13 protein-coding genes and 1 pseudogene are annotated in these 18,561 nt (G+C 56.1%); 9 read left to right on the plus strand and 5 right to left on the minus strand.

The window, feature by feature from the left end; all coding sequences use genetic code 11:
• The first annotated feature begins 201 nt into the window (after positions 1-201).
• The 5 genes and pseudogenes from BUS06_RS07810 to BUS06_RS07830 all read left to right on the plus strand — a co-directional run bounded on the left by BUS06_RS07810 (position 202) and on the right by BUS06_RS07830 (position 6,746).
• Entirely contained in the window at positions 202-3,525 is a 3,324-nt protein-coding gene (locus BUS06_RS07810; RefSeq protein ID WP_143787476.1) for a hypothetical protein, read from the plus strand.
• A complete protein-coding gene (locus tag BUS06_RS07815) occupies positions 3,515-3,964 on the plus strand; it encodes a response regulator (protein ID WP_074263761.1) in 450 nt (149 codons plus the stop codon). The genes BUS06_RS07810 and BUS06_RS07815 overlap by 11 nt, the downstream gene beginning before the upstream one ends.
• On the plus strand, positions 3,961-5,169 hold the full coding sequence (locus BUS06_RS07820) for a phosphorylase family protein (protein WP_074263762.1): 1,209 nt from the start codon (positions 3,961-3,963) through the stop codon (positions 5,167-5,169). The genes BUS06_RS07815 and BUS06_RS07820 overlap by 4 nt, the downstream gene beginning before the upstream one ends.
• Positions 5,170-5,794: 625 nt before the next feature.
• Positions 5,795-6,025, plus strand: a pseudogene (locus tag BUS06_RS38765) (hypothetical protein); the annotation flags it as partial.
• A 304-nt stretch (positions 6,026-6,329) separates the two neighbouring features.
• On the plus strand, positions 6,330-6,746 hold the full coding sequence (locus tag BUS06_RS07830) for an HU family DNA-binding protein (RefSeq protein ID WP_074263763.1): 417 nt from the start codon (positions 6,330-6,332) through the stop codon (positions 6,744-6,746).
• 683 nt (positions 6,747-7,429) lie between these two features.
• Here the strand turns inward: BUS06_RS07830 and BUS06_RS07840 are convergent.
• The 5 genes from BUS06_RS07840 to imuA all read right to left on the minus strand — a co-directional run bounded on the left by BUS06_RS07840 (position 7,430) and on the right by imuA (position 14,006).
• Complete coding sequence (locus BUS06_RS07840) at positions 7,430-7,699, minus strand: hypothetical protein (RefSeq protein WP_074263765.1); 270 nt, start codon at positions 7,697-7,699, stop codon at positions 7,430-7,432.
• A gap of 178 nt (positions 7,700-7,877) precedes the next feature.
• Positions 7,878-8,066 (minus strand): hypothetical protein, encoded by a 189-nt coding sequence (locus BUS06_RS07845; RefSeq protein ID WP_074263766.1) that lies wholly within the window; start codon positions 8,064-8,066, stop codon positions 7,878-7,880.
• Between the two features lie 33 nt (positions 8,067-8,099).
• The gene (locus BUS06_RS07850; RefSeq protein ID WP_143787477.1) at positions 8,100-9,365 is read right to left on the minus strand and encodes a hypothetical protein; all 1,266 of its coding nucleotides are present in this window, start codon (positions 9,363-9,365) and stop codon (positions 8,100-8,102) included.
• A 707-nt stretch (positions 9,366-10,072) separates the two neighbouring features.
• Entirely contained in the window at positions 10,073-13,222 is a 3,150-nt protein-coding gene (locus BUS06_RS07855; RefSeq protein WP_074263768.1) for an error-prone DNA polymerase, read from the minus strand.
• A gap of 76 nt (positions 13,223-13,298) precedes the next feature.
• On the minus strand, positions 13,299-14,006 hold the full coding sequence (imuA, locus tag BUS06_RS07860) for a translesion DNA synthesis-associated protein ImuA (protein ID WP_074263769.1): 708 nt from the start codon (positions 14,004-14,006) through the stop codon (positions 13,299-13,301).
• An 88-nt stretch (positions 14,007-14,094) separates the two neighbouring features.
• On the opposite strand from imuA, the gene BUS06_RS07865 reads away from it, so the two are divergent.
• The 4 genes from BUS06_RS07865 (at position 14,095) to BUS06_RS07885 (ending at position 18,377) form a co-directional block, all read left to right on the plus strand.
• Positions 14,095-14,409, plus strand: coding sequence for a hypothetical protein (locus tag BUS06_RS07865; RefSeq protein ID WP_074263770.1), 315 nt, complete (start codon positions 14,095-14,097; stop codon positions 14,407-14,409).
• A 316-nt stretch (positions 14,410-14,725) separates the two neighbouring features.
• On the plus strand, positions 14,726-14,944 hold the full coding sequence (locus tag BUS06_RS07875) for a hypothetical protein (protein ID WP_074263772.1): 219 nt from the start codon (positions 14,726-14,728) through the stop codon (positions 14,942-14,944).
• A gap of 45 nt (positions 14,945-14,989) precedes the next feature.
• Positions 14,990-17,173: a KAP family P-loop NTPase fold protein gene (locus BUS06_RS07880; RefSeq protein ID WP_074263773.1), complete on the plus strand. Its 2,184-nt coding sequence runs from the start codon at positions 14,990-14,992 to the stop codon at positions 17,171-17,173.
• A gap of 571 nt (positions 17,174-17,744) precedes the next feature.
• Positions 17,745-18,377: an SEL1-like repeat protein gene (locus tag BUS06_RS07885; protein ID WP_074263774.1), complete on the plus strand. Its 633-nt coding sequence runs from the start codon at positions 17,745-17,747 to the stop codon at positions 18,375-18,377.
• Positions 18,378-18,561 lie beyond the last annotated feature (184 nt).

The following is an 18,561-nucleotide window of genomic DNA, read 5'->3' on the forward strand; positions in this document are numbered from 1 at the left end:
GTCTCACAAGGAAACAATTCGCTCAGCTCGGGGTATCTTCGGAAAAGGCGTACTGGTAACCGCTCACGCGGGTTTCGAAAAACATGACTTTCTTCGGTTTTTTTGCTGCACTTCCGCACATCCAGGCCATTTCCGATATTCTTCGTATATACGCACACCGGTCGACGCTTGTCTGCGCCGCCAATAAATTAGTCTAAATCCATGAGAGACCTATTCACCAATAAGTTGCGAGGGACAGCAGGGAACACCGAGCGCTTTATAGAAACAGCATCCGAATTGCGGCGCACTTCCGCAGCCAAAAGCTATAAAAGCTTAGTGCGGAAAATCCATCAAATCAATCGGGGTGGCCCGAACGGCTTAGTACGACTACGTCCGCAGCGTTGGCGCGAAATGACGAGTAGCAGAGTGCTCCGCCGCCTTCCTTTGTCAAATGAGCTTTACTGGACGGCCATCCAGTTGCGAGAAATCTCAGACCTGCTAACTAGCCACGTAGAAACAGTGCGCGACGTTGCGGCCGCCGTCGACTGCGCTGACTATCAACGTGCGCTTAATTTGGTAGCTTCTCACCGGCGGAAACATGGCGACTCGGTTTGGGGCCTACAAGCGTACATCGCATGCACGCTTCGCTGTGGCGCCGAAGATGCCGTGCTGTCAGGTCTGTTTGACGAGGTACGTCAGGCCGGTCATGGCATGACCCAGTACTTGGCCCTCAAATACGCTGACATCTACGACCAAAATTCGACGTTTGCGGGTTTCGCCAGAAGATGTGACAGAGAGTTAAGGTACATCCCCAAGAACGAAAGACGGGGGGCATACCTCCGACAACAGCTGCTCGGAGATTCGAACACGCTTGACAATCTGTCTGACTTTTTGCGAACTCAGGTCGAATTTTCTTATATTGACGCATACGAGGGCTTCCTTACTGCCGCTATGTGGGCTGCGGGCGACGAGTACGGACGCTCGACAGCGAATGACAATATAAAAGAAGCTCTCATCGAGCTAAGAGAGGTGTCGGACGCCAGACTTCGCCGTCTATCTAGCCTTTTGGGCCATGACGACGAGACGGCGGAATTTGAGGTGAAAGTGACGAGTCCTCGCTTTCGACTTCTCACGGCAAGATGTCTCGCGCAAAACGAAAGTTCGCGCTCACAGGAGCCAACCCTTCCTCTCTCAGACACGTTAACTTTTGTCGAGGCGCAAATCGAGGTGGAATTAAGGCTCCTGCTAGACGGGCAGTCAAATGCAGCGCAAGCCATACACAATCTAAAAACATTAGCCGCAAAGCATGCCTTTCTCCCATGGTCGGAAGCACTCGATGCGTGGGTGCAGGGCATAGCCTCGACGGACATAGCCAAACCCGGATACCTTGCATGGTCGTTGTCTCGGTTGATACCGTCGGGAGCGATGGACGGCAACCCGGCGCTGAGCCCGTCGGGGTATCCTTGGTTGAGTATCTACCCATTCGAATCAATCGAACACCAACTCTACAGAGAAGCGATTGACGCGTCGCCGACCGATTTTGACGTAAATCTGGAGCGCCAATACAAGCAGTTACATAATGAATATCGTTCATCTAATGCAATTGGCTTGCGGCTATTATCTATTTCATCGGCAAAGATAGAAGAAGATATTTCGACGGCTCTTCGTCGATGCGTTGAGTTCGCTTTGGATTTTCCAGGCTTTGCTGAAACACTACCTTTCGAAGAACTAGTAGGCGGTGACCGCGATTGGCACGAACTGGCAGACCTCGAATTATTTGATTTGACTATCGGTCTTCATTTTTCTTCTTTGGGCGAGCGGGAATCGAAAAACAAGTTCAATTTGGAGTTGGCGTGTAAGAAACTGCTTGCTCTATATAAATGCTCCACACTAGCAGAGTTGCTGGAGAAAAATTCACCCGACGATTTTCGAGTTCCATTCATTCTCTGGAATGTGATGATTCCAAGAAATCTGCGTCTTGTGAGTTTTCTCAAAACGCCGGAATCTGTTGATACCGCGCGTCTGGGCGTCTGTCAGGCGTTGCTCGATATCAAAAACGTCGATACCGATGCCGTTGTAGCTGAAATACGTCGGATTACCGAGGCGCGGCTTGTGCAAAAAGTCGAGCTGGAAATCGAAAGTGCACGAATTTTTGCTGATAAACTCGGAATTAAAAGGTGGGCGGAAAGGGAGTGCCAGGAAGAATTTTTGAGGCTCAAAAATAGCCGAGTGGCTAACTTGGCGCCATCGATGGATGAAATTAAACTGTTGATTTCGTCCATCGGAGAAGAAAACATAAAACTTGATGTTTCTTTTGAGCGACAGCAGGAAGACCCGTTGTTTGCGCTGGGCGCTTCCATCTTAAATACTTGCTTTTGGAAGCAAGATGATGGATTAGACCATTTTCTGAGCTTGCGGATACGACACGGGTCTCTTTCGGGCTACCTGCGAGCACCTTTGGAAAAAGCACGGCTCGTCTCACAAGGCAAGTTCGAAGGGAGTGCAATTCAATCGGAGTGGAGAGCAACTCTTGAGTCTTCCGGAGCGCAAGCAGCGCATTCGGCGTTGACGCATCTGGCCGTGTTTCAAGAAAGCTTTGACGCTTTGATTGAAGGGTTACGAAAGGACTATATCCAAATTATCAGCAAAGAACATCCCAAAGGTTTGTTCAAAAATGGTCTTCATAAACCGGTATGGGCCATCTTCCATGCAAAATGGGAAAAATGCGAATCGTTCGATAGATTCTTCGAACTCTGCTGGGAAGCGTTTGAAATCGCGCTAGAAACCTCGCTGACTTCGGTAAGAGAGCATCTGAGTCATACATTTACCCGTGAATGTGAGGGACTGTTCGAGTCGTTGCGTCGCGGTATTGATGCGTGTGAGCTGTTAAATCCCGTGAATGCAAACCTAATCGGGTCCATAAACGACGCTGTGCGAGGCCTGCAAGAGGCCGTAGGTGTGGTAACAAATTGGTTTGTTCCGTTTGAACCAGCTCAGCAAGAAGTCGAATTGCGTTTTGAGCAGGTTCTGGATGTTTCGCGCCGGGTTTTCGCAAACGCTCGTCCCCGCTTCGCTCTGGAGGTGGTGGAAAGCGCTCCGAACACGAGCATAGCTTTCGTATCTAGATTATTGCCACGAATTAGCGACGCGCTGTTTATTATTTTTGATAATGTTTACCGGCATTCCGGTTTTACGGATGGTGCCACATTAACAGTAGACTGGACGTGGGCCCTGGAGGGCGATGAACGAGTGGTACTCACGTTGAGGGTGGAAAACCAGCTTCATCCCTCCAAGGACTTGGATGAAGTGGTCCGCAGTCTGCGCCAAGTTAAGGCCAAGCTGTCGGGACAAGGCTTCCACGACGCGCTTGTAATGGAAGGAGGGACAGGGCTTGTGAAATTAGCGCGAATCGCTGCAGGTTCCTACGAGGTCGACGCCGCGAAATGTGTCGACTTCGGCGTGCGCGATGGTCGTTTTTTTGTCGATTGTCTACTAAATTTCGCGGGTGAACTGCGAATCGGACGGGAGCGCCAATATGAAGCTTAATGTGTTGGTCGTCGAGGATGATGAATTTAAACAACGTCATATTGTGGATTTTTTGGGGCAACAAGACTGGTGTGGTGATTCGATAATTGCTTGCTCTGTCGTTGGTGGAATTGCTCAAATTGACGAATCAGAATTTGATTTGGTTATATTGGACATGGCATTGCCAAACTATGATGGAGGCTCGGATGCAGGTCAAGGACTTGGAGGTATTGCCGTATTTCGCTATCTCCGGCAAATTGCACCGTGCGTTCCGGTGGTTGTTCTCACTCAGTTCGAGGCATTGCGGGAAGGTTCGGCGCTGGTGGACACCGAGACGTTGAAATCGAGGTTGGAGCACGAATTCGGGCTGCAATTTGCGGCATTAGCAAAATATAAAATTGCTTCGGATGAATGGAAGCATTGTCTCAATCTGGTCGCAAACTCAGTAAGAAATAAATGAATATATTGATATTAGAAGACGACGATGATAAGTACTCACGGGTCGAGTGCGTCGTCAGAGAGAGTGGGAATGCTTTGCAAAGAGTATGGCGCGCCGAAAATATTGCGCAAGCCCGCGGCTTACTAGCCGAGCATAAGTTCTCCGTTCTAATTTTGGACGTGCGCGTCCCATATCGAACCGATGAACCGCCCGATGATGGAGCGGGGGTGGCGCTACTCAAAGAAATCATGATTGATGCGGCGGGCCAGCCTCCTACGCACGTCGTTGGGCTTACAGGCCACGCAGACGTGCATAGCGTCCATTCGGAGGTGTTCCGTCGCCACGGATGGGTATTGCTCGAGTACTCGGCAACGAGTCCTGAATGGGCGAATTCACTTGCCAGCTACTTGTCACATGCCACCGCGGTCGCCAACGAATCCGACGATGGGGACGCATTTGACGTAGCGATTATCACTGCGTTGCCGTCACCGGAATTTAGTGAGCTTCGTCGCGTGTTCCCTGAACTTCAGGGGCCTACCAAGTTAGACGCGAAGACACTCGTGTGGCACGGCACTGTCACGCAAACCAATGGGAAGTCAATCCGGGTCGTAGCGGTGCATTCCTGGCAGATGGGCCTCACCGCCGCTGCTTTATTAGCCGAACGCGTTCTTGGCCGTTACAAGCCCAAGGTGTTAGCCATGACCGGCATATGTGCCGGGCGTAGAGACAAGGTACAGCTAGGCGATGTCGTTATCGCGACGCAGAGCTGGGAGTGGCAGGGAGGCAAGCTCACTGAAGACGACGGAAATCAGCACCTAATGGCGGCGCCGGAACCATGTCGCGCGTCTGGGGCTCTGCTGGCGGCCGCTCGAGCCTTAAAGGGGCGACCCGGATGCGAGGCATCGATAAGTCAACTTCCTCCTGTTGCGCCGCAAAATCTTGGTTGGACCCTTCGCGAAGGACCGATGTTGTCAGGGTTGAGCGTCGTTGCGGCGAAAGATGTCATGGTCGAGGTCGCGAAGCAACATCGAGGCTATTTGGCGTTGGAGATGGAGGCTTATGCCATCTATGCGGCCGCAACTTTCAGCGCTCGTCCTTGCGAGGCAGTGGTGATTAAGGGGGTTTGCGACTTTGGTGAAGTGGACAAAGACGACTCAATGCAGCTTGTGGCGGCGGAGCGGAGTGCCAAAGTGCTCCGGGCACTGTTGAACGAGTTTTTGACCTGATTCGTTGCACTGATGAGGCGCGTACGTGGAACAGTCAAGGTCTGACGGAGATTTTGTGTCCCGTGATTGTCCTTTCAGCAGAGTAGCCGCAGAACCGGTCCAAGTAGCATGCCAAATGGTGTGAAAGAACTTTGTCAGCGCCCTTTACCGCGGTGTGACGACGCGAACCACCTATCCATCACAGCAACACCCGCGGAGCCAGAGCCGCTATCGGTCGACTATGTCGTCGAACTGCTGGAACACCTGGGTGCTTGCTTCAATGGCCGCGCCGCACGGAAGCTTGTCACCGTAATAGGCGAACGGGCGACCATAGACGACCGTCTGTGGCGCCTGACTTGTAACGATGGGAAACGACCCGCCACACTTCGGGCAGGACAAAGGTCGCCTAGGTGTGCGACCGCCTTGCCTTGCACCGCGCGGGAATCGCTGCCAGTCACAGTTGTTCCACCGCGCGTGGTCTTATCACCAACGCATGCCACGTTGCTAGCCATCGCCATTTCTGGCAGTCCCTAACCGTCGATAGTCGACGCCTCCGGAGTGCTCGGTGCATCCGATACCGAAGAAAAAGCGCAGCCATTTCATGGGTGCGCTGAGCGGCGTATTCGACTGCAAACAGCACAGGCGTGAACACCCGCTCATGCGGCGCTTTCATAAACCCGGCGACGAAAAGCGGTCTGTCGTAATTATCCGGCCGGGCGCTTACGAGGACTGGCTGTCGTGTCGCAGCACCGACGAAGCGAGGTCATTCCTGCAGCTCTATCCAGCTGACGAAATGCATGCAGAACCGTTTCCCTTGCCGCCTCGCGCGTCGAAGACGAAGTCCACGGATGAGGGGCAAGAGTCACTACTCTACTGACGCGCAACAAAGGGCCGGGGCGCACCCAACGTTGAAGTCGCGCGAGAGGTTTGCTGCTCTTGCCCGGCTTCAGACCCTTTCCTCATCGCCGTTTACGCGGGCGAATCCCGCTCCGGAGGGGTACAGGTCGTTGTTTTTGCGTCGCCTCGGCGGAAAACCCCTTGTTTTAGGGCCTCGTCCGGTGTGGATTCAAATCCGTGTTGCTACGCTAGCGCCAGCCTGAGGATTTAGGCCTTTGCGTATTGTCGGTGACTACGCAAAGACAAAGGTCTCGGGCCAACCTTTGACCAATGACGAGGAATCTATGGCAACCACGAGTGCAACGAAAGCTGGAAAAAAGCCGGCGCCGATAGTGAAGAAGGCGGCGACTCCTGCCACGAGGAAGGCGGTCGCTGACACGCCGCTGAAGCCCATCAAGGATTCGTTCACGAAGGCTTCGCTCGCCACCCATCTTGCCGAGCGCGCAGGTGTCGAACCGAAAGCCGCGAAGGCTTTGATGGCCGCGCTGGAGGAAACAGTGCTCGCGTCGGTCCACAAGAAGGGCGCGAAGGAGTTCACGCTGCCGGGTCTGCTGAAGGTTGTTGCTCAGGACGTGCCGGCAAAGAAGAAGCGCTTCGGGAAGGACCCGTTCACGGGTGAAGACAAGTGGTTTGCCGCGAAGCCCGCTTCGGTGCGTCTGAAAGTGCGCCCGCTGAAGAAGCTGAAAGAGGCCGCTCTCTAAACCGAGCCGCTGGAAAGGAAGCGCCCCTCGAGACGGAAGTCCGAGGGGCTTTTTGCTTCTACGCCTGAGATGCACAGGCCTTCATTTCATCTGGCTGCTCAAGATGAGCTGGACGATATCTGCAAGAACAGCGCACAAGCAACATCGTCCTTTCACGAGGCAAAAAGCTAAGGGTCGGTCCTCACGAGAAATTGAGGGGAGACATCGGTGAGCATCGTCGGCCGCCGCTCATCATGCTGAGGGAATTCCACGGTGACAAGACCGGTGGCCTTCGAGGACGATACAACCTCGCCGACCCTACCTACATACAAGGTCGCAGACCTGTCGTCCAGTTTATCGAGCCGCTCGTCGCTCAGCCGCACCCGGGTTCCTTTCCTGATTTCTCCCATTCTGCCCATCTGGTTCGGAATAGGTGGGACGCTCAGGAACACCAAAGGTTCGACCGAACGATACCAGTGTTCGAAACGCACGTTCTACCGCGAGGATAGCGACCGCGCGCGTAGCCGTTCCGGCGTAATCGCCGCCGGCAGAGCCGGAACAGGAAGCTCACTGAGCCTTGCTGGGGCAGAACGGTGGTCATCGACTTAGGCTGCGGCGAGCGCGGCACCGTCCTGCCTTCGGGCAGCCGGCTGTTCGGTTGGCCACTTGCGGCCTCGTGAACTTCTCGCCGGTGGACCACATCGTCATAAGGCTCCGCAGACATCTAGAACTTCAGGCTCGTCCACAGTGGCATGCTCAAACACCGATTCCGTATGGTACTGCAGGAATATCGCCTGCTCTTGCGTCGGTCTCTGCCTCAAACGACGTGGTATGTTATCCAGCAGCCCGGCCTCCTCGCCAAGGGCGGGCGAGATTAGCACCACGCCGTCGCGGTCAAAGCTGATAAATCCGGAGTCAAACAAAGCATCGAGATTCGCGACAAGCGGTAACCAGTCGACAACTTCCCCGTCCATGCAATCCATCCGCATCGACGCGGACAAATGCTAGAGACCGAGAGGTTGGTGAATATGGCGGGGCATAAACGTTGCGGAACGGCTGCCGCAAATCCAAGGCAGCGACATTTCCGATGGGGACCACGACCGCTCAGCGCCGGAAGACCTTCGTCTACCAACGCTCCAGACTGTGTGCGGTTCAGCGCTTACGCCGTTTTGGGTCGGCTTCAACCGGTTCAGCGCTTCCGTGCCGGAAGCCGCCGTATTCTTTCATTTCGGTAATTTTTACCGATTTGGCATCCAGCAGCGCCTGCACCTGTCGCGTTGTTTCTTTTACCAGACGTGTTTTGACATCATCGGTGACGAGACGGCTGAGTAGGCTTGACATTTTGTCCTCCATTTCCGGTTGCAGTATAACAAACTAGACCGTCGTGACCTCGGAGCCAAGTCGCCCCTCCGGGACGACGTTTTTCTTCACTTCATCATCCAGGTACCGTAAGAGCAACATATTCAGCAAGACAGCAAACGGCTGAATGATTGGGACAAACATGCGTGCTCCATCGCGGCGAAGAATGTTCTCCGCTGTGCAATGTATGTTTAGGACACCTATTCGACGCACAACCTCTGGACTCGCGTCTTCCTCAGTGGGTTCGCGGATAAACAGGGGTATAGAGGCGAAACTTTTGATTTCCCGCCCTTCGCCTTTTTCGAAAAAATGCTGAAGTTCAAACTGAACACTCCGCTTTATGTCCGAGCGCTCTTCGCACCACTTCATCATGGCTGCGACTGACTGCGTTGTGGCATATTCGAGCCGCGCGATTGCGAGCGGGCCGCCAGGCAAAGCCGCGTCCCGGTCGCCGTCTGTAGCCCTGACGGTCGCAGGATGCGGGACTGGCAACACTATCATCGGGGTCGTATGCAGTCTCCCGTATTTGCCGTGATGAGTGCTGAAGCCGGGAATAGACTCAAGCACACCGTCGACTGACGCAAGCTTGTTTTGCTGCGCATCACAAAACAGGATTTTCCGCTCCAGCCGGGCCTTCTTCGACGGCTCCAAATTGGCAATGTACGTATTATCACGATAAAGCATAACGTTCGCGCCATAGGTTACGAACTTGCGTGAGCCGTCGTAATATGCGGCAAGCCCGGCAACTGCTGCAAGAACGGCCCGAACGGCTTCGCTTTCCCTATTTCGGTCGTACGTATTGCCGCCAGAGGTGGCGTAAAGAGAATTGGCCACCGCGCCATAGAACGCTTGGACCTCTTGCAGAAAACCCGTCGGCGGAAGACTGTGCATGTCGCCGACCATGCCCCTAAGGTCGCCGCTTTCCTTCATGAGCTCTTCGCGAGCGCGCTTGGATGCGCTGTTTCGCACTAGTTGCTGTAAAGCGAACACGCCGAAAAATGCAAGGAACAGCGCTATTGCTATCGGAACGACAAGCTTTGGCTCGTCGCTCAAACCCCAGCGAGTGGCAACCGCTTCAATGCTTGCCTTAAGGGGCCCGGAATATACTGAAGCCCACAACCCTGTGAGTGCACCGATAAGCGCGACAAGGGCAGGGAAGATGGAGTTGAAGATAACTCGTAAAAGAGATACGCAGACGCGGAGCACATAGCCGGACGCGTGGGAGGCGACGTAAGCAAATCTCTTGGCGGCACGCATGGAAAAATCTCTGTTGTCGTTCATTTAACGATAGATTGCTTACATTTGTCTGTTGTCTGGCGCTGACAGGCAGACAGAGACGTCAATTATCGAGAACTCACCGCTGTTCGCCGCGGCAGAAAGTTTTTCGGTCTTTTCTTCGTGACCTTCGTAATTTAGCAGCCGCCTCACGCAATATGTTGACAAATTGCACACCTAAGCGGGCAAGACAACACATTAAGAATCGCACGGGGTATCCACGAGGAACGCGATGCGTGTCTTAAGGGAAAACCCTGCCGTCAGCTCTCCTGATAGACTTACTCCCTTCACCGTCGCTCGCTCCCGTGCGAAGGACGGGGAGCGAGGAAAGCTTGTTGGGTGAAGTTTTCGGCTGGCGTCAATTCTCGGTTAAAGCTCCGTTGCCATCTATATATATTTAAAAGCGCGCAGTTTCTACGATTTGGTACACAACTTGCCTAACAGCGACACATGCACGCCTGCCTTTTCCACATCGGCTGTCGATAGCTAACCGAATTAAGCATTAATTCGCATACCGAATAAACATTAGAAGACTACCAGTATCGTCGTTCTCATCACTCACCAAAGGACGCCAAATCTGATGTCCGTGGAGTTCGCTGGCTTAATCAGGTTGATTTCGAGTCGGTGAACTGGGGATATATTGGCGCGTTGAAACGAATCGATTGAAACGGCAACGCGTGCCCGATGCCACTCTTGGGGCCAGGATTACGCCATCAATGGAAATTGCGGCTCGTTGATGGCAGCTCGCCGAGGAGGTACGACATATCGATGAGGTGTTGTGCGACAAGGTGCCGTACTTCACCTTCGCACTGCCATACACCCAGCACCCCGAGTAACGACGCGCCAAGGACTTCCTTGCGCTGCCGCTCCAGCACCTTGGGCCAGATGATGACGTTGACGTTGCCGGTCTCGTCTTCGAGGGTGATAAAGATGACACCCTTTGCCGTCTCGGGCCGCTGACGTACGGTAACGATGCCGCATCCCCGCGCGAGCCGGCCGTTCCGGTAGGTACGCAGGGTGGACGCCGGCATCAACCGGTTTTCGAGCAACTGGGGCCGCAGTAGCGCGAGAGGATGTCGTCCGAGTGTCAGCCCCATCGACCGATAGTCACCGACAATATCGTCTGCTTCTGAGGGTGCACCGAGTGCCGGCGTTTCATCCTCGACCTTTGCTACCGACAGCATGTCTTTATCCGGCACTGCGGCGACCGACTGCCACAGCGCTTCGCGCCGGTTGCCAGCAAGTGACGAAAGCGCATTCGCCGCGGCGAGCACCTGCAGGTCATAACGGTCCAGTTGGGCGCGTCGGGCGAGGTCGGAGACGGTCGTGAACTGACGTATCGCGCGTGAATTCTCGATACGCTCTGCGGCACCGTCACGCATACCTTTGAGCAGGGACAGGCCCAGTCGGACCGCTGGGCGCGCGACACCGGCTATCGGCTCAAGGGAAGCGTCCCAGCCACTTATGGTGACATCGACAGGGAATACCTGAACACCATGCCGCGTGGCATCCTGAACGAGTTGCGACGGCGAGTAAAAACCCATCGGCTGGCTGTTCAGCATTGCGGCGAGAAACGCTTCCGGCTCGTGGCGTTTCAGCCAGCTGCTCGCGTACACGAGCAGTGCAAAGCTGGCCGCGTGACTCTCCGGGAATCCGTATTCGCCAAAGCCCAGAATCTGCTGGAAGATACCGTCCGCGAAGGCCTTGTCATACCCGCGCTCGGTCATCCCGTTGACGATTCGGTCGTAATACCTGTCAAGACCGCCCTTGCGCTTCCAGGCCGCCATCGCGCGCCGCAACTGGTCCGCTTCGCCCGCAGTGAAGCCGGCGGCCAGCATCGCTACCTGCATCACCTGCTCCTGGAAAATCGGCACCCCGAGCGTGCGGCCCAGCGCCGTCTCCAGGGCCTTGCTTGGGTAGCTCACAGGCTCGAATCCCTGGCGACGCTGAAGATAGGGATGGACGGCGCCGCCCTGGATGGGTCCCGGGCGAACAATCGCCACCTCGATGACGAGGTCATAAAACGTACGGGGCTGGAGTCTGGGCAGCATGCTCATCTGCGCCCGCGATTCAATCTGGAAGACGCCCACGGTGTCCGCGCGCGAAATCATCTCGTACGTTTCCGGGTCTTCAGCCGGTATGTCCTGCATCTCAAATTGCTCACCTCGCTGGTCCGATACGAGGTCGAGCGCTCGACGGATTGCTGAGAGCATGCCGAGCGCAAGCACATCGATTTTCAGCAACCCCAGCGACTCGAGGTCGTCCTTGTCCCACTGAATCACGCTGCGGTCGACCATCGCAGCATTTTCAACAGGCACCAGGCGCGTGAGCTTTCCACGGCTGATAACAAAGCCACCGGAGTGTTGGGACAGGTGGCGTGGGAAGCCGAGTAACTGCGAGGCAAGCGATGCCCACAGCTGAATCAGTGGCGTCTCCGGGTTCAGGCCGGACTCGGAAAAGCGGTTGAGGAGGTCCTCCTTGCCATCAAACCATTGATGGCTCTTGGCCACCGCGTCGACAATCTGCGGGTCGACGCCCAGCGCCTTGCCGGTTTCGCGAAGTGCACCGCGCGGACGATAGGTCGACACGGCTGCCGCTATCGCTGCGCGGTCACGGCCGTATTTCCCGTAGATGTATTGAATTACCTCTTCCCTTCGCTGGTGTTCGAAGTCGACATCGATGTCGGGTGGCTCGCCGCGCTCCTTCGAGATAAAACGCTCGAAGAGCATGTTGCCTCGCGCAGGGTCGACTTCTGTCACGCCCAGGCAGTAACAGACCGCCGAGTTCGCGGCCGAGCCCCGGCCCTGACACAGGATGTGCTGGCTACGGGCGAAGCGGACGATGTCATAGACCGTCAGGAAGTACGGCTCGTATTCGAGCTCCCTGATGAGTTCAAGCTCGTGTTCAATCTGTTCCAGCACGTCGTATGGGATGCCGGATGGAAACCGGCGGCGGGCCCCAATATAGGTCTCCTGCCGCAGGTAGGCGGTCGGCGTGATGCCCTTGGGAACCAGTTCGTCCGGGTACTCATAGCGCAGCTCGTCGAGCGAGAACGTGCAACGCGACAGGATGTTCGTCGTCTCTGCGAGCGCGTATTCCGGATACAGGTTCGCGAGACGCAGGCGGGGACGCAGGTGCTGCTCCGCGTTGGGAGAGAGGTCGTAGCCACACTCCTGCACCGGTCTGCCCACGCGGATTGCGGTCATCGTGTCCTGCAACGGTTTGCGCGAGCGCACATGCATCACGACCTGGCCGAGTGCAACGACTGGAATGCCGCGGCGGTCGGCAATATATTCGACGGCTCCCCTGTGAATATCGTCCATGGCCCGTTGATGCAGCACGAGGCCGCACCATGCGCGGTCGGGAAACGTCTGCTCGAGCCACTCGAGCTGGACGTCGAGCACATCCTCTTTCGTGGGGAAATTCGGTATCAGTATCGCGAGACAGTGCGGCATGCCGCGCAGGTGACTGTTTTCCAGGTCCGGACGCGACAGGTCGTGCGGTGTCAACCGGTATTTGCCTTTCGGGCCGCGCGTGCGGGCGAGCGTAATGAGTTCGGAGAGGTTTCCGTATCCCTCACGGTTCTGGGCGAGGAGGATGAGACCGAACGCCGGCGAACCATCCGCGTTGACGAGCCGGAAGTACGAGCCAACGACGAACGGAAGGTTAGCCTCCTTCGCGGCTACGTGCGCCCGGACGATACCCGCAAGCGAGCATTCGTCAGTTATCGCCAGACCCGAGTAGCCAAGTTGCGCCGCGCGTTGAGCTAACTCCTCCGCGTGCGAAGCGCCGTGCAGAAATGAGAAATTGGAGAGGCAGAACAGCTCGGCATACGCCGGTAGAGCGTTGAAGGTCGCATCCATGGCGTGTCATTCCGGCAGGCCATGAAGGAAGCTGCATTGTTTCTCTTTCCCCAGTACTCCGCCGCTATTTGCCAGCTCAAACGACCACGTCGGTCGCAACACCTTGAGCAGCAACTTCGGCAAGTGAACGGTGAGAAAGACGCGCATGTTGGGAAAGCAGAACAGGAGTGGGTTGAAGGGAAATCGATAAAGGCTCTGCGCGAGAGGGCCCTCGTCGTTTCACGATATCGACGGCCAAGCCGTCGGCTGATGGTCTTAGTGCCAATCGCAGAAGCGCTGGCGAAGAGTCCTGCGCGGCCGCGAGCGGCCTGACCATCACGAAAAGCGTTTCAGACGACTGCGCGGCCAGGTGCAGTCGTCTGAGCGATGACGCTTTCGCGTACTCCGTCCAGAAAACCACCGCGGCGCAACTGCCTGCGCGGAGAATCTGCTCAACCGACCACAACGCGTCTCCCGTCTTCGCCGCCTCCACGCGAAACACCCGCTCGACAGGAAGGCCGATGTGGCGCAGCCCCAATCCGTTGAGGGCATGGGGTGGCTGCACAAATGCGACCGGACGGATACCGGCCTTGCAGAGCCCTGGCTGCAGCAACCGCAATTCACCCGTACCGGCTTGCTGGACCAGCAGGTCGACCAGCGCCCCTACGGGCCATCCGCCGCCAGGCAGCTCCGCCGACAGCGCGGGATACCCGGTTTCCAGAAACCGCCCACGCCCGCGCGCGAGCTGGGACGCTCGCCACAGGGACGGGTGAATCTCCTCAGCGGGAACGGTAGCGGTGGACATGGGGAGGTAAAAAAACCTGTATATTTATACAGTATCGTACACGCAATCTTGCGGCAGCGAACTGGCACTTTTAATCGGGGGCTGGCTCATGGATGCACGCGTTCGAAAGGCCGGCCATCCGATGCCCGAGTTGGCCGCCTTCATGGCGAAACTACGCTCAGCCTTCGGCGACGAGACGATTGACGAAGCAGTGAGGCGTGGGAAAAACGGTGAGCCTGTCTTTTTCGCATGCGAAAATGGCCATGCCGTAGGAACAGCAATGCCGGCGAGCGACAACGTCTGGCAGGTCGACGACGCTGTTCGCGACCGACATTACTGTCATGGTTGCGACGGCGAATGCGTCGGTCTGGGCGTCCGGTGCAGCGAATGGTTAAAGCGAGGTAACGGGGAGAAGGAACAGTGAGATTTTCTGGATGTGTTTTGTTGCTGCTCGGCTTCACGTCCTCCGCATTTGCAACTCAGGAGTACAAGGAAATCTGGAATCCGCCGGAAGCAAGGCGGCCTTCGCTTGAGCACCCGGCGACTGCGCACAGGTCCGCGAAGCATTCAGGTGGCGTACAACACATCGCGAAGGCGCGGGCTCATCGAACGCCGGCGCCAAAGCTCGCAATGAAACCCGGCAGCGCGCCTCACTTCTCTGATATTCCGCGCCAGATAACGCCCGAGGGAAATGTGCTTCGGGTTGATTCTCGCAATACGGCTGCAGAGGTCACGCGATGATGGAGCCAGAGCGGTACAACGGCTACAAGGTCTGGGGACATGCCATCCTGCAGCAGGAAGACATCCTGATGCAGGAGCGCTATGCCGCAAGCGGGACCATCTTTCAGAATGGCAAGCTTGTTGAGGCATCCGGCGTGCTGGGTCATTTCGATACAGAGGGCGAGGCGCAGCAGGCCGGACTCGCCTGGGCGCGTGCATGGATAGACATTCACGGTTAGCATCGTGCTTTCCTCACACGGAACTTTTCCTCAGAAGTTGCGCAAATGCCCTCTGCCCAATCTGCCGTGTTCCAGCATGACCAGCCGCAAATTGCAAATGACCTCTACAGTCGAAAGCCGTTTGCAGAGCAGCTCGCTCGCTTATTGGTGCTACCGCCGAAGAGCCCCGGAGTGGTCATAGGTATCGAAGGGGCATGGGGCTCGGGCAAGACAACCGTGGTGCGCTATATCGTCGAGTCGCTTAAGTCATCGACTGACGAGGTCCCAATTGTTGTCGAGTTCAACCCATGGATGCTCGCTGGGGCGGATGCTCTGGTCGAAGCCCTGCTGACCGAACTCGCCTCCGGCATCGGAATGGACGCAGGCAAAAAGCGTGCGAAAAAATCGTTGGAGGCGGCAGGAAAAATACTGGGATACGCTGGATTACTACGTCACCTGAAATATCTCAAGTATGTGCCCGGTGTAAGTCTCGTTGGAGTCGCTGCAGATACGGTTGGCAACGCGCTTCACGACGCCAGCAAACTGGCGACCAAGGCCGGTGAGGCGGTGGACAACGCCAAGAAGGTGGTTGAAGAGGCTGAAAAGCTCGTATCCATCAAAGCAGGACTAAGTGAGCGAAAGAAAGAGGTCATCAAAGCACTCGCCGAGCTTGACTGCAGCATTGTCGTCATCGTAGACGACCTTGACCGCTTGACACCCGATGAAATCAAGGCAGTATTCCGAACAATCAAGGCGGTGGCGGACTTCCCACGCGTCTCCTATTTGCTCGCGTATGACCGAAACGTGGTTAGCGAAAGTCTTGGCGGTGGACCCGCTGCAGGGGGAAACGCCTACATCGAAAAAATTGTGCAGGTCGCGTACCCCATCTCACCGGCTTTTCCTTGGCAGTTGCAATCTCACATTTCCGGTGAGATTTCCAACCTGCTCGAGTCTATTCATCGCAAACTCGAACCCTTCGAATCCGAGATTCTCGGGAAAGCAACGACGCTGACTTGCACCCTCTGCCGATATCCACGGGATATCGTGAGACTCATGAATCGTCTTATGCTCAGCTTGGCTAGCACAACCCACGAAGTCAACGCATCAGACGTCATCGTGGCCGAAGCGCTGTTTCAAAGGTTTCCAAAAATCCGCGATGCGGTGGTCCAGAACCCCGAGCAGTTTACGGGGTTCTTCTGGTCGGTGGCAGAAGAGGCCAGCTCTGCTGATTGGTCAATGTATTTTTCGGGCACGAAAGAAGAGAGGCGAACAGCGTGGCAGGCGCATTTGCCGGAAAACCAACCGGACAAGGCGGCGGCTTCAGCTGCACTCAAGTTCCTGTTCCCAATTACAAACGGCTCTGGCTCGAATTCCCCGCCCCGCAGCCACCTTCGATTATCCGAGTTGTCACGGCTTATTCGATTCTTCACTTTGACCTCGGTTACCGGGGTCCAAGAAGTCGCGGATGTCCACAAAATGCTAGCGGAACCAAGCCAGCTTGGGAACATGCTGAATGACCTCGACTACGCAGGGGCTACCGAGATGGTCAATCATATGACCGCGTATATCGACACTGCGAAATCCATCGATTGCACAGGGGTCGTTCGAGAGCTCATTCGGTCATGCACAAAAGAAGAATTTCACGCATCGTCTCCGCGCGAATATAGTCGGTCCGTTGCCGTACTGGCTGCGAACTGCATTCAACGGACCGGTGCTCAGACATCCTCTATCACTCTCGAATTTCTCGACGGAATTCCTCTTACCTACGGTTTGGACTTTCTGGTGACCGTAGGCACGTGCCACGGGGAGATTCGACTACTTGACCAGTACAAGATTGCGAATGCCTCCATTTATATTGATAACGCCCAAATCGTGTCAACCTGCATCGACTCTTGGCGCAAGCGGGCAGAGACAGCAGTTATGTCTGGCAGCGTAATTGGAAGGGACGACCTGTTCGCCATTCTCTATGGTTTGTCTCATATCGGCCGCAACGCCCGCAACATTGATGCAATCAATGCATTCCAAGCGTTTTGTCTCCAGGTGGAAAGCGGGCTAAAGCACTTTTTAGATAGGGCACGCCCTCTTAAGGAGCTTCAGCCTCAGGCGTTCTTCCTCTATGTCTGGGACGCGAATGCAATGGCGACCCTCGTTGAACAATCCCCCTTCGCCGATGAATTCGCGTGGTATACCGAGCGTCTTCGGACAGACCCAGAGGTGCACAAATTTATCCAAGACAGGTGCAATACCTAATACCAAAGGCCACAAGTAACATCGTTCTTTCACGAAGCAAGAACCTAAGGGTTGGTCTTCACGAGAAATTGAGGGGGAACATCGGTGAGCATGGTCGGCCGCCGCTCATCATCCTGGAGAGGTTACACGGTGAGAAGACCGGTGGCCTTCGAGGACGATACAACCTCGCCGACCCTACCTACATACAAGGTCGCAGACCGGTCGTCCAGTTCACCGAGCCGCTCGTCGCTCAGTCGCACCCGGGTTCCTTTCCTGATTTCTCCCATTCTGCCTCCGTCTGGTTCGGAATAGGTGGGACGCTCAGGAACAACAAAGGTTCGACCGGAAGATACCAGTGTTCGAAACGCACGTTGTACCTCGAGGACGGGCAACCGGCGCGCGCGTAGGCGTTCCGGACAAATGGCCGCCGGCAGAGACGGAACAGGGAGCTCACTGAGAACCTTGCTGGGGCAGAACGTTAGTCATCGACTCAAGCTGCGGCGAACGCGGCCCCGTCCTGCCTTTGGGCGTCGGGCGACTACAGCGGTGAGGTATCATCGCCCTCATCACTCACCACAGGACGCGAAATCTGATGTCTGTAGATTCCAGCTGGTTGGGCCAAATTGAACGCGAGTGGGCACAACTTCGCCTGTGCGACCCGGCACTCGACATAGAAAAGTTCTTCCGGCACGTTGTGTCAGCAAACAAGGTTGGATTTCTTTCACTTGAATCTATCGCGGCCATTGCGAATGGCCTGCTCACAAGCCCGCTGCCGGGCGCGCCTTACCTCGGCCGGCGACTGATTGAACGAGTTGGCCCTGACCGACACCCTTCCCTTCGGGTCGCGCTGGCACTGTCTCTTATCACCGAAACAGGTGGGCCTGCGAATTACGAGGTCGGGCACGTCATTCTGGGCGACGTGCTGAAGGACGATGCGGCGAGCGAGCCTCTGCGAGGCCTGGCGGCAGCAGCTCTCGCGGACAGTGCGCGGCTGGGTCGCGGCATGGACGCCGACCTCGAGATGGCAAAGGGCATGTATGGGACGGCCCTTGAGCTTGGACACCGGGCGGCCGCGTATAACTTGGGCTTGTATTGGGAGGGACGCTGGGATACGAGTGCTCCCGGCGATGTCGTCCCCGACAGCACAAAGGCGGCACAGGCCTACAAACGCGGTGGTTCCAACGCAAAGTGCGCCGCCCGTCTGGACGCATTGCGGGCCCGGTAGCGGTAAACCGCAACAATCGCTCCCGTCGACACGCGACGAGAACCAAGCTCTGCGTGCTCGGTTAGCCTTGTGTCGTCAGGTCGGAAAGCAGGGCGGACGAGACTGTGATGTCGGTCGGTCGCCCGCCCGAGCTTCCCAGGTAACCGCAGGTGGCGATGGAGATGTCGGGTGAATAGATGTCCCC

It is taken from the genome of Paraburkholderia phenazinium, from assembly GCF_900141745.1.
Lineage (GTDB): Bacteria > Pseudomonadota > Gammaproteobacteria > Burkholderiales > Burkholderiaceae > Paraburkholderia > Paraburkholderia phenazinium_B.

What these genes read in the sequence shown, in the direction of transcription:
- BUS06_RS07810 (WP_143787476.1), top strand. Translation starts at nt 202, where the DNA reads ATGAGAGACCTATTCACCAATAAGTTGCGAGGGACAGCAGGGAACACC.
- BUS06_RS07815 (WP_074263761.1), top strand. Translation starts at nt 3,515, where the DNA reads ATGAAGCTTAATGTGTTGGTCGTCGAGGATGATGAATTTAAACAACGT.
- BUS06_RS07820 (WP_074263762.1), top strand. Translation starts at nt 3,961, where the DNA reads ATGAATATATTGATATTAGAAGACGACGATGATAAGTACTCACGGGTC.
- BUS06_RS07830 (WP_074263763.1), top strand. Translation starts at nt 6,330, where the DNA reads ATGGCAACCACGAGTGCAACGAAAGCTGGAAAAAAGCCGGCGCCGATA.
- BUS06_RS07840 (WP_074263765.1), bottom strand. Translation starts at nt 7,699, where the DNA reads ATGGACGGGGAAGTTGTCGACTGGTTACCGCTTGTCGCGAATCTCGAT.
- BUS06_RS07845 (WP_074263766.1), bottom strand. Translation starts at nt 8,066, where the DNA reads ATGTCAAGCCTACTCAGCCGTCTCGTCACCGATGATGTCAAAACACGT.
- BUS06_RS07850 (WP_143787477.1), bottom strand. Translation starts at nt 9,365, where the DNA reads ATGAACGACAACAGAGATTTTTCCATGCGTGCCGCCAAGAGATTTGCT.
- BUS06_RS07855 (WP_074263768.1), bottom strand. Translation starts at nt 13,222, where the DNA reads ATGGATGCGACCTTCAACGCTCTACCGGCGTATGCCGAGCTGTTCTGC.
- imuA (WP_074263769.1), bottom strand. Translation starts at nt 14,006, where the DNA reads ATGTCCACCGCTACCGTTCCCGCTGAGGAGATTCACCCGTCCCTGTGG.
- BUS06_RS07865 (WP_074263770.1), top strand. Translation starts at nt 14,095, where the DNA reads ATGGATGCACGCGTTCGAAAGGCCGGCCATCCGATGCCCGAGTTGGCC.
- BUS06_RS07875 (WP_074263772.1), top strand. Translation starts at nt 14,726, where the DNA reads ATGGAGCCAGAGCGGTACAACGGCTACAAGGTCTGGGGACATGCCATC.
- BUS06_RS07880 (WP_074263773.1), top strand. Translation starts at nt 14,990, where the DNA reads ATGCCCTCTGCCCAATCTGCCGTGTTCCAGCATGACCAGCCGCAAATT.
- BUS06_RS07885 (WP_074263774.1), top strand. Translation starts at nt 17,745, where the DNA reads ATGTCTGTAGATTCCAGCTGGTTGGGCCAAATTGAACGCGAGTGGGCA.